Below are 15,053 nucleotides of genomic sequence, written 5' to 3'. Positions count from 1 at the left end.
CCTAGCGAAGCTGCGCCATCCGGTCCATCCACGGCGCAAGGTCGCCCGTGGACAGCCGGAACGCGGCCAGCGCGCGGGCGGGATCGTGGCCCGGGCGCGCTTCGGCCGAAAGGATCAGCAGCATCGTCGCGCGCGGGCGGAGCAGCAGCCGATCGGTGATATTTTCCAGCTTGAGCCGGGCGTTGCTGCCGCCCAGCAAGTCGCCGCTGCGATACCAGGTCTGCGCCAGGCGCATGACCCGCCCCTGGGCGAGCAGGCGCTCGGTTCCGGCACCGCCAACTTGCGGGCCTTCGCCCTGCCAGGCCCAATCGCTGTCCGGGCGCAGCGCCCCTTCGCCAAAGCCACCGGCCTCCTTGCCTTCGGACTGGGCGGCATAGAGCGCCACGAACACGTCCACCTCGTTACCGGCGGCATCGGCATAGCGCCCGAGCAAGCGGTGATCCGCCCCGCTGGCGCGCGGTTCCCACCACACCTGCGGGCGATAGTCGATCCGCTGCCAGCCCGGCACGTCTGGCAGGTGGATCTGGCGCGGCAACGGCGCGCTGAGCGCATCGGCGGCTCGCGCCCAGGCCTGGCCGCCCAGCACCAGCGCGGCCGCGCCAACCAGCGCCAGTCCCACTGGCAGGCGCTGTGCCGCCAGCGTGGCGAGGCGCGGCGACGCCTCGATTTCGGCGGCGTCGATCATCGGATCGTCAATCGCCCGGTCGAAGAACCGCCATGACAGGCCCAGCACCAGGGCAATGACCACGGCAAAGAATATCCAGCCGTAGACGATGTGATCGATCCCGGCGGCCTTTTCCACGCCGACATATTGCGCGGCAAAGATCGTGCCCCAGGCGCGGATGCCATTGGCCAGGATCGGCGCGGCCAGGCACAGCGCCAAGAACGCGGCCCGCCGCCCCCAGCGCTTGAAGCAGACATTACCGACCAAGGCGCCCAGCGCGATCATGGCGATCAGGAACTTCACCCCGGAACAGGCCTCGGCCACTTCGAACAGGCCGGCGGGCGTGTCTATGAACACCCCGTCGATCTTGGCTGGCACACCGCTCAGGTGCACCAGCGCGATCGTGATCTTGGCAGTGATCATCTGCAGCAGCGGCACCAGTTCATCCCCGAACGGCACCAGGAAAGCCATATAGCAGAGCGGAAACAACAGCGCCGCGCCGACGCGCGGGCCCAGCAGCAACAGCAGGCTTGCCGGCAGCAGCGCGACCGCCCCGGCCTGGCGGAACAGGTCGAACCCGGCAAAGGTGCCCAGCACCCACAGCAGCGTGGCCCCTGCCACGGCGAGCAGCGCGGGCCACCAGGCGGTGGGAGTCAGCTTGCGCAATTCGGGCAGGCGCAGCCAGACCAGCCAGCCCAGGATCGCCGGAACCAGCAAGATGTGGTTGTAGGTCGAACTATCCCACCACTGCGCGAACATCTTGCCCCAGTCCTGCGCGAACAAGACTATCAGCAGCAGCCATGCACCGCCCAACGCGGCCAGCGCCTGGCGCCATGGTCCCACCGCCAGCGCAATCCGCGCGGCATCCCGAGGCAGGACCCCATCAGGCGGCATGACGCACACCGGCGGGATCGCGGCCCAGCAGCGCGGGCAGCGGTGCCAGGGTGGCCGCCCAGCTCATCTGGTCGACCACGAAGCGGCGCGCGTTTGCCCCCAGGCTCGCGGCGAGCGGGGCATCGCCGGACAGCCTGACCACGATTTCCGCCAGTGCGGCGTCATCGTCGCTGACCAGGAAGTCGCGGCCATCCTGCGCCGGAATGCCGGTTGCCGCGCCGCTCGACAGCACTACCGGCAGCCGCATCGCCATGGCTTCCAGCACCTTGTTCTGGATGCCGCGCGCGATGTCCAGCGGCAGCAGGGCGATGTCGGCCCCGGCCAGCCAGCAGCGAATGTCATCGACCGCCCCCCACACATGGACGCCGCCCTGGCCATGCAGCGCGGTCAGCGCCGGAACGGGATTGCGTCCGACGACATGGAACGTGGCGTCCGGCAAATGGCGACGCACTTCGGGCAGGATCGAGCCCGCCACCCGCAGCGCGGCCGCCACGTTAGGGGCATAGTCCATTTGCCCGGTAAAGATCAGGCGCGGCCCCGGCATGGCCAGCAGGCGCGGTTCCGGCACGGCTACGGCGGGATCGAAGGCTGCCGCATCGATTCCGTTGCGCAGGCCCAGCACGGTGCAGGCGGCGCGGTCCTCGGGCGCAAGGCGCGCCGCGAACAGCGCTGCCTCCTCGGGTGAGACCAGCAGGCTGAAATGGCTGCGCCGCGCCAGCCGGGCCTCCTCGGCGCGCAGCAGGCGCGCTTCGCGGGCGTGGATCCAGGCCATCGGCCAGGCGCTCTGCTCGGCATAGGCTTCGAACTTGGCGGAATCGACGTCGACGAAATCGAACACCACTCGTCCGGCAAAATCTGCCGGAATGTATTGTCCCATCTGGCTGGAGAAGGCGACGATCGTCTCGATCGGCCGCTTGGCCAGCACATGCCGGACATAGGCTGCCAGCGCCGGATGGTGGAACGCGGTCTGGCTGACCGGCCGGCCGGTCGCCAGCGCCTCCAGGCCGGCGCGCCACATCGGCTTGCTCCGGCGGGCCAGGCAGTGGCTTTGCGCCACTGCGGCCAGCTCCGCCTCGCAGGCAAAGTCCCGGGGGTCGTCAGCCAGGGTCGCGACATGGACCGGGGCCAGCGCGGTCACGGCCTTCAGCAAGTGGTGCGAGCGGATCTTGTCGCCGCGATCAGGCGGAAAGGGGATGCGATGCGCCAGGAACAGGATTTCGCCAGCACTCACGCCAGCCCCCGCGCAATCAGCGGGCCGATCAGGTTGGCCACTGGCAGCGGCAGGCGCTTCCACAGCTCGATCTTTGCCGAATGCTTCGCGCTGGTCGGATCGGCATCGCGCGCTTCGGCCCCCGGTGCGGTCCAGGCGGCATAGCCCAGCGGCTCAGGCTCGAACCCCCAGTTGCGCTTGAAGTCATAGGCGCCGCTGCCGGTCTTGGAGCGGCCGAAGTCGAACCGGTCGCACCCGCGCCGCCGGGCGTGGAGCATCAGCTCGTAATACATCCGGTCGTTGGCCCGCAGCCGCCGCGCATCATAAGTGCCCCCGCCCCAATAGGGCATCACCGCCCCGCCGTGATAAAGCGACAGGACCGAGGCGACGGGTGCATCCTGATGCCACACGGTCAGGATGTCAGCCTGATCGCCAAAGGCATCGAGGACTTCATCGAACAGCCGACGCGGAAACACCGGCGTGCCCAGATTGCGGACGCTTTCGGCGTAGATGGAGTAATGCGCGGCGCGGTCTGGAGCGGCGCTGCCGACAGTGACCATCAACTCGCTGGCCAGCCCCTTGCGCACTTCGGCGCGCTGCTTGCGCGGGATCGCGGTGAGCTGCGCCTCGTCGTCGGCGGCCAGCGGCGTGACGAAGCCGCAGTGCGAATCGAACCGCACCTTCCAGCCCGGCCGCCCTTCCGGCAGCGGGCCGCCGCGCAGTTCTATCGAGGGACAACAGGCCCGCAGCGCCAGTTCCTCGGCCGCGGCAAGCAGCGCCTCGACATCGCTGGCGCGGTCGGCCAGCACGCCGCCGCCCACTCCAAACCCGCTCGACACCAGCACCCGCCCGAACAGCGGCGAATGAACCTGGAGCAGCGGCAGGTAACCCGACACTTCGCCGCGCCGTTCGATCACCAGCGCCAGCGGGCGATTGCCGCTGCCACGGGCCACGGCGCACAGCCAGGCCGGGCGGTGAAACGGCGTGCCATCGGCATGTCCGGCCACGAAGCGCTCGATCCGCTGCGCCTCGTTCGGGTCGGTCAGGTCGATCGGATGCAGGACCTGCGCCTGCGGACGGAACGGCGCGTTCATGCCGCCAGCTCCGCCGCCTGCCGGGCTTCGCGCAGGGCGATCATGTCCATCCGGCCCCAGGCGAAATCGCCGATCAACTGTTCCAGCTTGTCGGCCATGACCGACAGGTTGGTATAGTGCCGCAGCTTCGAACGCATCGGAGCATGGGGCACGCGCGGCTGGTTCGGGTCGATTTCCCAGGGGTGGAAATAGAACACCGCCGGGCGCCTCTCCTGCCGGTTGACCTGGCGGATCGCCCAGCGCGAAAAGGCATAGGGCAGGACCCGGAAAAAGCCCCCGCCCCCGGCGGCCAGGCGCTTGCCCGCAAACAATGCGGTGGTGACCGGAATTTCCACCAGCCCCGACCAGGGCAGCGGCCGAAAGGCAAAGCGCGGCGCGTCGCGCCAGCCATAGTGATCGTGGACGATCGGCGCGACCGACGAGGAATATTCGAAGCCCTGTTCGTGCAAGGCCATATAGGCCCACGGGGTGCGATGATCGATCGAAAAGCTGGGCGCGCGGTAGCCGGTGATCCGCGTGCCCGCCGCATCTTCCAGCGCCTTGCGGCTGCGTTCCAGATCGCGGGCGAACAGCTGCTGGTCCATCGTGAACACGCGGGCATGGTCCCAGCCGTGGCTGGCCAGCTCGTGCCCTTCGGCGACGATCCGCCGCATCAGCGGCCCGTGCCGCCGGGCCACCCAGCCCAGCGTGAAGAAGGTGCCCTTCACCTCCAGCCGCGCGAACATGTCGAGGATCAGGTTGCAGTTGCGATCGACCCGGCAATCGAGCGAATCCCAGTCATCCTTGTCGATCACCCCTTCGAAGGCGCCGACCTGGAACCAGTCCTCGACATCGACCGACAGGCCGTTGACCACCGGGGAGTGCGACATTGCGACCTCGTCCTTCCCGCTGGATCAGGCAGCCGCGCGCTGGGCGTCGTCGCTTTCGATCCACTCGATCAGCATGGTCAGCGTCTGGCGGATGGTGACTTCCTGTTCGGTCATCTTAGCTTCGAGCGCGGCCATCTTGGCTTCCAGCGCGGCCATCGCGGCGCTGCCGGCCAGGTCTGCCACCGGCTCGGCGGGCGCATCACGTTCGTTCGCCAGTTCGATCACCGCCTGCTGCAGTTCGACAATCTGCGCATCGCGCTCGGCCAGCAGCGCCTGGAGCTGGGCCATGGCGACCACTTCGACCGCGGGCGCACTCGGCACGTCCGGTTCGGCCGCAGGCTGAGGCAACGGGGCGGCGGCCACCGGCGCGGGGGCCGGTTCGGCCTTGCGCTCGGGCCGCTTCAATTGCAGCGTGCCGTCCAGTTCCAGTTCTTCCAGCACCTGGCTCAGCATCGCCCCGTCGATCCGGCTGCGCTGCTCGACCGCGCCCAGCATCATCAGGCGGTTGCAGATCTGGTTGATCCGGCGCGGCACGCCGCCCGACACTTCGTAAAGTTCGGTGAACACGCGCTGGTCGAACTGCGGGTTTCCGGTCCACCCCACGCACTTCAGGCGGTGTTCGATGTAGGGCTGCACTTCGCCAAGATCCATCGCCTCAAGGTGGTGCGCCGCGATCACCCGCTGGCGCAGCTGTTCCAGCTGCGGATGATCCTGGATCATGTCGCGGAATTCCGGCTGGCCCAGCAGCAGGGTCTGCAGTAGCGGATGCGCGCCCAGCTGGAAGTTCGACAGCATGCGCAGTTCTTCCAGCGCATCGAAGCCCAGGTTCTGGCTCTCGTCGACCACCAGCAGGCAGCGGCGGCCCGCGCGGGCCTCGTCATGCAGGAAGGCTTCGATTGCCCCCAGCGCGCTGGCCTTGTCATGTCCATCGACGATCAGGCCGAATGCCTGGGCGACAACGTGGACCAGTTCCTCGGCGTCAAGCTTGCTGGTAACGATCTGCGCCGCGGTCAGCCGCGCCGGGTCGATCGTTGCCATCAGGTGCGCGACCAGGGTCGACTTGCCCGCGCCAACCTCGCCGGTAATCACCACGAAGCCTTCGCCCTGGGCCAGGCCGTAGGACAGGTAGGACAGCGCCTTGCGGTGCGTAAGGCTCTCGAAATAGAACGTCGGATCGGGAGTCAGCTGGAACGGCCGTCCGGTGAGCCCGTAGAAATCATTGAACATCAAGAATACTCCTTCAGGCTCAGAACGAATAGCGCACGCCGGCCATGGCCTGGGTCGACCAGATGTCGACCAGGTCCTCGCGGGTCACGCCGTCCAGGCCGACCGCGGCAGTGACCGACAGGTGATTGGTGATCGAACGGTAGTAGGCGGCCGTCGCCCCCACCCCGCGCTGGTCGCCAATCGCGGCGTCACCCGGCTGGTACCAGTTGGCATAGACATTGGTTGAGAAGCTTGAGCTGCGGTCGATCCGCCCGCTGAGATAGGCGGCGATCCAGTAGTTCTCGTCGATGATGCCATTGGCGGCGGCCAGCACCGTGCCCGGCGCGGCCAGGAACTTGCGCCGATCATAACCCAGCCCGACGCCGTACTGCAGGCGGTCGCCCGAACGGCTGTACGAGGCCATCACCCCGCGCGAACGGAATACCGAGCTGCGCACCGAGGACAATGCCGAACCCAGGCACGCGCTCTGCCCGCTACCGACCGATCCGGTCGCCGCGACGCAGGTGTTGAGATTGCCGTTGAACGGATTGCGCACCGCCTCGAACTGGGTCGGCATGCTGGCCAGCGCGTTGTTGAGCTGACCGCCGAACCCGGCAATCGTGTCATAGACAGACAGATTCAGGCTGGTGCGATTGTTGGGCGCATAGGCAAAGCTGCCGTAATAGGTGGTCGAGCCATAACGGCGGCCGACATGCGCCTCGAGCGCGGTGCGGCGACTGGGCCGCCACAGCACACCGGCATCCCAGATCAGCCCTTCGACATCATAGGCCATCTGGCGCGGCGCGGCCTTGTCGGTGACATAGCGGCCATCCTTGCCGATCACCGGATTGCCGGTCAGCGGATCGCGCACGGCATCGCGGCTCGACACCTGGACCTTTTCCCAGCCCACGCCGCCTACCAGCGACAGGTCGGATGTGACCGGCAGGGTCGCATCGGCCCGGGCGTGAAAATCCTCGACCCGCTGGTCAAGATTGGAAATATCCTCGCGGTTGTAGCCCGCGCCCACGCCCAGCCCCACCGGCAGCACATCGCCCGGCTTGACCCCGGCATGGAGCGAGGCGCTGTGCACCACGCTGTCGTCGAACAGGTCGATCTGCGGCTGGCCCGCGGCGACCGGGATGGCATTGGGGCTTTCAACCCGGTTGTAGCCCAGTCGGTAGGCACCGTTGATCGCCACGTCGCCCGCATGGGTGGTCAGCGTCGGCCCGGCGTAGACCGAATAGATCTGCGTGACCGAATCCCCGAAGGCGAGCCCGCCGCTCGACAGCGAACCGTTGTTTTCAACCGCATTGCGCGCGGCCATGGCCCCGGCGTCGATCCGCAGCGTGCCCGGAACCACGGCGGAACTGACCCGCGCAATCCCGCTGACCACGTTGCTGTCCTGGGCCTGGTTGCCCCAGCCGAAGCGCCGTTCATACCGCAGCGAGACCGACCCCTGGTTGTTGCGCCCGGCCAGCGCCGCATCAACGCCCGCCGCGACCACCGAATAGGTCAGCGTTTCCTTGCCCGGATGCAGTTCGGCGAAGACCACCTGCTGCGCCTCGATATAAGGCGAGATCTTGACCCGCGGCTTGCCCGAGCGGCGCGGCGCATCACCGTTATCGTCGCCATCGTCCGCCGCATCGGCGGCGGCACGGTCGCGCGAGCCGGCACCATAGCCCGCCCCGCCCCCGGTCATGTCGCCATAGGGCAGCGATTGCGCCTGGGCGAGCGTGGGGGCGGCGGCGGCCAGCGCCACAGCCAGCGAAAGCAGATTGCGCGAAAGGGGCGACTTCATGGTCAACCTCCGTATCCATAGTAGGAGCCAAAGCGGCGGCCGCTCGGGCTGAAGTGAACGGCATTGAGCAGCAACTGAATGTTCGGGCAGCCGGACAGCAGCGAAACCGCGTCCTCCAGCGAGCCCTGGCCGGTACGGTCACAGCGGGCGACGAGCACGGCCTGGCCAACATATTTGGCCAGTTCAGCCGCGGGCGAGGCCGCCAGCGCGGGCGGGGAATCGAAAATCACGATTCGGTTGGGCGCCCCCTGGACCAGCCGGTCGAGCACCGCGTGAGTGCGCGAGCTGGAGAGGTATTCGCTATCCGACGTGGTGGCGCTGCCAGCCGGGAGCACCCACAGCCCGGCAATGTCAGTGCCGATCACGCAATCGGCCACGTCGATTTCGGGATTGGCCAGCGCGTCCATCAGCCCCGGTCCGCCCGGCAGGCCCAGCATCGAGAGGACCGAAGGCTTGGCGAAGTCCGCGTCGACCAGCAGCACTTCGCTTTCCTTTTCGGCGGCAATCGCCAGCGCGAGGTTGACCGAGGTGAAGCTCTTGCCCTCACCCGGGTGGGGCGAGCAGATCAGGATGCGCTGGGCTTCCAGCCCCATGCCCTGCTGGCGCAGCTGCGAGCTGTTCAGCAAGAGCTGGCGCTTGACGATGCGGAACTCCTCAAGCAGCGCGGTTACGCTGCCTTCGGGCACGATCAGCCCCTGGTCGCGCAGGTGCTGGCGGCGCACGGGATGACGTTCCCCCTGGAACACCACCGGCTGGACCATTGGCACGGGAACCTGCGCGGCCACCGGGGCCGAAGCCGCCGCCGGCACGGGCGCGATCACTTCGGGTTCGACCACTTCCGGACGCGGCGCAGCGGCAGCGGGCGGCGGCGGGGCCGGCTCGGCGGTCGGGGCAACGGGCGTTGCCTCGGCGTCGACGATTTCCTCGCCCGCGCGGCGATAGCGGCGACGCTTGGCCACCGGCGGGACCAATTCCTCGGGAATCGGCGCAGGCGCCAGTTTCACCAGGTCGTAGTTACGCACCACCCGTTCGATCAAGGTCGACTTGGGTTCCGCCTGCGCGTTCTCGTCAGGGAGCGGGATCTTGCTGTGTTCGGTCATCTCCACCCCCTCAGGCCACGCGGGCCCGTTGGAAGAACTCGACCGCCAGCAGCAGGACGAACAAGCCGCCCAGGGCCGCCGACGAGGCGTAGAACATCTTGAGCCGCTTGCGGCTGAGCGCGCGGGCGCTTTCGGTCAGCGTCTGGCTGATCGCGCCCAGCACCGGCAGGCCCAGCGTACGCTCAAGCTTGGCTGTGGTGGCAAAGGTCGAACGCAGTTGGCCGACCGCGAAAGCCACGGCCACACCGGCACCTAGCCCCACCACCAGGACAGCGAACAGTAGCAACGGACGGTTGGGAGCGACCGGCGAGCGCGGCGTGGTCGGCGGATCGATCACCTGGAACTTGATCGCGCTGTGTTCGGTTTCGACCTGGCCGCGCAGACGCAGTTCCTCGCGGTCCTGCAGCAGCTTGTCGTACTGCTGCTTGAGCACGTCGTAATCGCGGTTGATGCGCTGCTGTTCGGCGGCCACTTCGGGGTTGCCGATCTGCTGCGAGGTGATCCGGGCAATGTCCGCCTGGACCGCCGCGCGCCGCGCGCTGAGTGCCTGGACGTTGGCCTGGCGTTCAGCCAGGATCGACTGGAGCGAGCTGTAGGCCGGGTTTGGCATCCCCGCCGCACCGCCCCCGCCTTCGGCGGCCGCCGCGCCGCGCAGGGCGTTGACCTGGTTCTTTGCCGCGATCACGTCGGGATGGTTTTCGGTCAGCCCGCGCGAGCGCATGGCGGACAGCTGGGCCTGGGCTTCGGCCAGGGCACCGCGCGCGCCGCCGATCTGCCCGGCGCTGCCGGCGATGGTCTTGGGCGTGCCGGCCAGCTGGCCGTTGATCGAGGCCAGCGCGCTTTGCGCGGCGGCCAGATCGGCATCGATCCCGCGCAGTTCGGCGCGGCTCGCTTCAAGCTTCTGCAGCACCGACATGCCGCCCTGAGCCAGGTCCGGGTTCTGCGCCTCGAAGGCCAGGCGCTTCTGTTCGGCCGCTTCCAGTTCCTTTTGCCGGTTAGCCAGCTGCTGGTTCATGAAGTCGAGCGACTGGCTCATCTCGCCGCGATTGCCGGCCAGGTTTTCCTCGCGGAAGATGTCGATCATCTTCTGGACGATGTCCTGGGCGATCTTGGCATTGGCCGCGTCGCTGTTGCCGCCGTCACCATAGGTGGCAGTGATCTCGAACAGGTTTTCCTGCTGGCTTTCGACCTTGATCTTCTTGCCCAGCCCCAGCACCGCGCCTTCCATCTGCTTGGGCGAAGTGATCTCCTCGCCGATGGAGGTGGCGCGGATGACCTTTTCAAGGTTCACCGCGCTGGTCAGGGTCTGCTGGACCCGGTCGATGTCGGCCTTGCGGTTGCCCTGGATGCCGATCTGCTGCGCCAGCACATCGTCCAGCTGGACGAAGATGCGCGCGCGCGATTCGTAGCTGTTGGGCACCATCGCCACCACCAGCCAGCCCAGCACGCTGACCGCCCAGGCCACGCCCAGCACGATCCAGCGGCGGTGCCAGACCGAATAGAGCGCCGAGCGCAATTCGTCGTAGATATTGTTCATCGCCTGCCCCGCGGCCCCTTCCTCAGAACGAGCTTTCGGGGATGATGATCACATCCCCCGGCATCAGCATGACGTTGGCCCGGCTTTCGCCCTTGCGCAGCAGGTCGCCCAGCCGCAGCGCGAATTCCTTTTGCCGCCCGGTTTCCTTGTCGAAGCGGATCAGCCGCGCCTTGTTGCCGGCGGCATATTCCGACAGCCCGCCGACCGCGATCATCGCGTCGAGCAGGGTCATGTTGGCGCGGTAGGGGATCGAGGCCGGCTTGCCCGTGGCGCCGACCACGCGGACCTGCTGGCTGAACGTGCCGGCGAACTTGTTGACGATCACCGAGACCAGCGGTTCCTGGATGTACTGCGACAGTTGCAGGGTGATGTCGTCGGCCAGCATCTTGGGGGTCTTGCCCACGGCCGGCATGTCGGTGATCAGCGGCGTGGTGATGCGCCCGTCGGGCCGGACCTGCACTTGCGCGCCGAGTTCCGGGTTGCGCCAGACGAAGATCGTCAGCTCGTCGAGCGGGCCGATGACGTATTCCTCGCCCGGGCCTTCCTGCATCGCCACGAAGCTGGCCGGCGGCAATTGCGGGCCGCTCGACACCCCGGCGCAGCCCGTCAGCGCAAGGCTGAGCAAGGCGCTGCCGGTCAGCAGGCGGGCGAAACGGTTGGTCGGCATTCGGCGTTCCCTTTCAGGCACCGGACGCTGCCCTGGGGACGCAAATCCCGCACGCAGGCCCGGCTATTCAGCCTGCGGTATCGGGAAAAAGGGTGAATATTGCGTTAGCCTTGACCGTATAATCCCTGACGCCTGCAGGGAATTTTGCCCACGGTCCCGAAACGGGACAGCGCGCGCGGCCAGTCTTACACCAGCATTTCCAACGCCGGGCCCTGCCCCAGGAACTGCGCCGGCGAAGCGCTGGCGCCGTATGCCCCGGCGCAGAATACCGCGACCAGATCGCCCACCTCTGCGCGCGGAAAGCCCGCCTTGTCGGCCAACCGGTCAAGCGGGGTGCACAGGCAGCCAACCACGCTGGCCTCCTCCTCCACCGGCGCGCCGAACCGCGTGGCGATGGCCACGGGGTAATTGCGCCGCACCACGGTGCCGAAATTGCCCGATGCGGCCAGCTGGTGGTGCAGTCCGCCATCGGTGACAAGGTAGGTTTCGCCGTGGCTGTCCTTGCGATCGACGATCCGGGTCAGATAAACCCCGGCCTCGCCCACCAGATAGCGGCCCAGCTCGATGCAGAACTGCGTTTCGGCCAGAGCGTCGGGCAGCCTGGCAAACTCGTCCGCCAGCCGCTGCCCGACCAGGGCCAGATCGACCGGCTCGTCCCCCGGAAAATAGGGAATGCCCAGCCCCCCGCCCAGATTGCAGTGTGGCAGCGGCGCGCCGCTCTGCGCCGCCAGATCGGCCGCCAGCGCCAGCGCCTGGGCCTGGGTATCGGCAATCGCCCCGGCGTCGAGCGCCTGGCTGCCGGCAAAGATGTGGAAACCCCGCCAGTCGGCCCCGCTGGCGATGAGCCGCCGGGCCAGCGCAGGCACGCGGTCCGCATCCACTCCAAACGGCTTGGCCCCGCCACCCATCTTCATCCCCGAGCCCTTGAGGTCGAACGATGGGTTGACCCGGATCGCCAGGCGCGGCGTCACGCCCAGCTGCCCGGCAATTGCCAGCGCCCGCTCGGCTTCGCCCTCGGATTCAAGGTTCAGGGTAACCCCGGCGGTGATCGCTGCTTCCAGTTCCCGGTCACGCTTGCCCGGACCCGCAAAGCTGACCCGCGCCGGATCAATCCCCGCCGCGCGGACCATGGCCAGTTCCCCGCCCGAGGCGATGTCGAACCCGTCGACCAGCCCCGCCATGACTTCCAGCAGCGGGCCATAGGGATTGGCCTTGACCGCATAGTGCAGCGCCAGCCGCGCGGGCATGGCCCGGCGCAGATCGGCAACGCGCTGTTCCAGCAGGGCCCGCGAATAGACGAACAGCGGAGTATCGCCCGCTTCGGCCACCAGGTTGGACACCTTGCGCCCGGCAATGGCCAGTTCGCTGTCAATCGCCGCATATCCGACGGGAATGGGGCCAAGCGGCTTCATCCGGCAAGCTCCTGGTAAAGCCCGGTCCGGTCGATCTTGCCGTTGGGCGAAATGGGCATGGCCGCGCGCCAGTGGATCTGCCGGGGCTGCATGAAGTTTGGAAGCTCTTTCCGCAAGATACGAGGTAATTCTTCCTCAACCTCTGAAGCACCGGGCGCAGCCCGAACGACCAGGTGCACTGCCTGTCCCAGCCGCGGATCGGGCAGGCCCAGCGCCACCGCTTCGGCCACCAGTCCGGTGGCGAGCGCGGCTTCCTCGATCTCTTGCGGGCTGATGCGATTGCCCGCGCTCTTGATCATCGCGTCGCGCCGTCCGACGAAATAGAGCAGCCCATCGCGATCGCGCCGCACCCGGTCGCCCGACCAGACCGCCATGCCGCCATAAATCGACCCTGCGGGCGCTGGCTTGAACCGCTCGGCGGTTCTTTCAGCATCTTGCCAATATCCCTGCGCAACCAACGGACCGCAATGGACAAGTTCGCCTTCCTCGTCATCGGCGGCGAGCGCACCGGCATCGTTGATCACCAGGATCTCGGCATGGGGAATGGCCTTGCCCATCGAGGTGGGGTGGCTGTCGATCAGCGCGGGATCAAGGAAGGTCGAGCGGAACGCCTCGGTCAGCCCGTACATCGCGAACAGCCGCGCCTGCGGGAACAGGCCGCGCAGCCGCTGGACCAGGTCCACGGTCAGCGCTCCGCCCGAATTGGTCAACCGCCGCAGCTTGACCGCGACTTCCGGCGGCCAGTCGAGTTCGGCCAGTTGCACCCACAGCGGCGGCACGCAGGCCAGCGTGGTGACGTCATGGCGGTCAATCGCCTTCACCACATCGCGCGGGGTCAGGTAATCGAGCGGCACCGCGCTGCCCCCGGCATACCAGTGCGACAGCAGCTGATTCTGGCCATAGTCGAACGACAGCGGCAGCACCGCCAGCGCCCTGTCATCGCTCTTGAGGCCCAGGTAGGTCGCCACGCTTTCCGCCCCCAGCCACATGTTGGCATGGCTCAGCATCACGCCCTTGGGCCGCCCGGTCGATCCGCTGGTATAAAGGATCGCGGCCAGCTCGTCCGGATCGGCGGCGGATGGCGGCAACGGCGTCGCCGCCGCCGCCGCTGCCATGGCCTCGCCCTCGCCCAGCGCGCGGCAGGCGGGCGGCACGTCGCTTGGCTCCAGCGAAGCGATCCGCGCCGGCGTGCCGATCAGCAGCCGCGCGCCGCTATCGGCCAGGATATGCGCCACCTGGGCGTGCTTCAGCAGCGGGTTTACCGGCACGTGGACCAGCCCGGCACGCGCCGCCGCCAGCGGCATCAGGCAGGTCAGCGCGCCCTTGGCCGCCCAGGTCGCCACCCGGTCTCCCGGAGCCAGCCCTTCGGCCCGCAGCCACCCCGCCATGATGGCGACACGATCCCTTAAGTCCTTGTAGCTATAGGTTCCCTCGCGCAGCACCAGCGCAGGGGCATTGTCCTCCCCCCGCAAGGCGAGATGGTCCAGCGGACGGATCGCGGAAGGGATGGAAACGGACAAGGCTCTGCGGTGCTCCGGTAGAAAGGGAATTCGTTCGCTTGATCAATGTCGTCTATCACGATGATCTTAAGGAAGTGCAAGACGATGCGGTGCTGGCAGGCTTGCTGGCAGCGCCGGCGGCGCGCGCGCCGTTCGACCGGCTGGCTTGGTGGCGGGGGTTGAACGAGGTCTGCGACATGTTCCCGCTGATCGCGGTTGCACGGGATGGCGATCAACGTGCCGTCATGCCGCTGCTGCGCCGGGCGCGGCAGGTTCATTGCCTGGCCAACTGGTACAATTTCCGGGTGGCGCCGCTGTTTACCCCGGGCGCCAACCGCGCGGCGCTGCTCGATGCGCTGGCCCAGGACTTGCCAGGACAGACCCCGCACCTGGTGCTGGCCCCCCTGCCCGACGAGCAGGACGAGGCGACCATGCTGGCCGCCGCGCTGCGCCGCGCTGGCTGGGTGACCTTCATGGAGCCATGCGACGTCAACCACGTGCTGCCAGTGGCCGGGCGCAGCTACGGCGAATACCTTGCCGCGCGCCCCGGCCCGGTGCGCACCACGTTGAAGCGCAAGGCAAACAAGGTTCAGGTCAGCATCGAAACCAGCTTTAATCCTGTCAGTTGGGCCGCTTACGAGGCGATCTACGCGCAAAGCTGGAAGGGCGAGGAAGGCAGCCCCGTTTTCCTGCGCCGCTTTGCCGAAGAGGAAGGCGCGGCGGGCAGGCTGCGGCTGGGGCTGGCGCGTGCCGCTGGCGAGCCGGTGGCCGCGCAGCTGTGGACGGTGGAGCATGGCACCGCCTTCATCCACAAGCTGGCCCATACCGAAGCGTCCAAACCGCTTTCGCCCGGAACCACGCTGACCGCCGCGCTGTTCGAACAGGTGATCGACCGTGACGGCGTGGACCTGGTCGATTTCGGCACCGGCAACGATCCCTACAAGCGCGACTGGATGGAGCAGGTCCGCCCGCGCTACCGGATCGAGGCGTTTCGCCCCCGCTGGCCCGGAACCTGGCCCGCGATCGCCAGAAAGGCGCTGCGCCGCCTTGTGCCGGGCGGCGCGCATGGCTAGAGCCCGCCGCGAAGGCCGCAGGGCCGCTAT

Annotated in this window: 12 protein-coding genes; 1 reads left to right on the top strand and 11 read right to left on the bottom strand. The window is 67.8% G+C overall.

Annotated elements, in window-relative coordinates:
* Position 1: 1 nt before the first annotated feature.
* From xrtA to ACE3N9_RS02160, 11 genes are all read right to left on the bottom strand, one after another.
* Entirely contained in the window at positions 2 to 1,507 is a 1,506-nt protein-coding gene (xrtA, locus tag ACE3N9_RS02210) for an exosortase A (RefSeq protein ID WP_374280426.1), read from the bottom strand.
* A 40-nt stretch (positions 1,508 to 1,547) separates the two neighbouring features.
* Positions 1,548 to 2,789: a TIGR03087 family PEP-CTERM/XrtA system glycosyltransferase gene (locus tag ACE3N9_RS02205; RefSeq protein ID WP_374280424.1), complete on the bottom strand. Its 1,242-nt coding sequence runs from the start codon at positions 2,787 to 2,789 to the stop codon at positions 1,548 to 1,550.
* A complete protein-coding gene (locus tag ACE3N9_RS02200) occupies positions 2,786 to 3,862 on the bottom strand; it encodes a FemAB family XrtA/PEP-CTERM system-associated protein (RefSeq protein ID WP_374280422.1) in 1,077 nt (358 codons plus the stop codon). The genes ACE3N9_RS02205 and ACE3N9_RS02200 overlap by 4 nt, the downstream gene beginning before the upstream one ends.
* Entirely contained in the window at positions 3,859 to 4,731 is an 873-nt protein-coding gene (locus ACE3N9_RS02195; RefSeq protein ID WP_374280420.1) for an XrtA system polysaccharide deacetylase, read from the bottom strand. The genes ACE3N9_RS02200 and ACE3N9_RS02195 overlap by 4 nt, the downstream gene beginning before the upstream one ends.
* Positions 4,732 to 4,755: 24 nt before the next feature.
* Positions 4,756 to 5,958, bottom strand: coding sequence for an XrtA/PEP-CTERM system-associated ATPase (locus ACE3N9_RS02190; RefSeq protein ID WP_374280418.1), 1,203 nt, complete (start codon positions 5,956 to 5,958; stop codon positions 4,756 to 4,758).
* Between the two features lie 19 nt (positions 5,959 to 5,977).
* Positions 5,978 to 7,735: a preprotein translocase subunit YajC gene (locus tag ACE3N9_RS02185; RefSeq protein ID WP_374280416.1), complete on the bottom strand. Its 1,758-nt coding sequence runs from the start codon at positions 7,733 to 7,735 to the stop codon at positions 5,978 to 5,980.
* Positions 7,736 to 7,737: 2 nt separating this feature from the next.
* Positions 7,738 to 8,835, bottom strand: coding sequence for an AAA family ATPase (locus tag ACE3N9_RS02180; RefSeq protein WP_374280414.1), 1,098 nt, complete (start codon positions 8,833 to 8,835; stop codon positions 7,738 to 7,740).
* A gap of 10 nt (positions 8,836 to 8,845) precedes the next feature.
* Positions 8,846 to 10,372, bottom strand: coding sequence for an XrtA system polysaccharide chain length determinant (locus tag ACE3N9_RS02175; RefSeq protein ID WP_374280412.1), 1,527 nt, complete (start codon positions 10,370 to 10,372; stop codon positions 8,846 to 8,848).
* Between the two features lie 22 nt (positions 10,373 to 10,394).
* Positions 10,395 to 11,039 carry an XrtA/PEP-CTERM system exopolysaccharide export protein gene (locus ACE3N9_RS02170; protein ID WP_374280410.1) on the bottom strand — a complete coding sequence of 215 codons (645 nt, stop codon included), beginning with the start codon at positions 11,037 to 11,039 and terminating at the stop codon, positions 10,395 to 10,397.
* Positions 11,040 to 11,224: 185 nt separating this feature from the next.
* Positions 11,225 to 12,451 carry a pyridoxal-dependent decarboxylase, exosortase A system-associated gene (locus ACE3N9_RS02165; RefSeq protein ID WP_374280408.1) on the bottom strand — a complete coding sequence of 409 codons (1,227 nt, stop codon included), beginning with the start codon at positions 12,449 to 12,451 and terminating at the stop codon, positions 11,225 to 11,227.
* On the bottom strand, positions 12,448 to 13,971 hold the full coding sequence (locus ACE3N9_RS02160) for an acyl-CoA ligase (AMP-forming), exosortase A system-associated (protein WP_374280405.1): 1,524 nt from the start codon (positions 13,969 to 13,971) through the stop codon (positions 12,448 to 12,450). The genes ACE3N9_RS02165 and ACE3N9_RS02160 overlap by 4 nt, the downstream gene beginning before the upstream one ends.
* Before the next feature lie 38 nt (positions 13,972 to 14,009).
* Between ACE3N9_RS02160 and ACE3N9_RS02155 the strand changes: the two genes are divergently transcribed.
* Positions 14,010 to 15,023: a GNAT family N-acetyltransferase gene (locus tag ACE3N9_RS02155; protein WP_374280403.1), complete on the top strand. Its 1,014-nt coding sequence runs from the start codon at positions 14,010 to 14,012 to the stop codon at positions 15,021 to 15,023.
* Positions 15,024 to 15,053: the final 30 nt, after the last annotated feature.

Source organism: Novosphingobium sp. (assembly GCF_041905565.1).
In the GTDB taxonomy this organism is placed as follows: domain Bacteria; phylum Pseudomonadota; class Alphaproteobacteria; order Sphingomonadales; family Sphingomonadaceae; genus Novosphingobium.
This window is presented reverse-complemented; position numbering and strand designations above follow the sequence as displayed.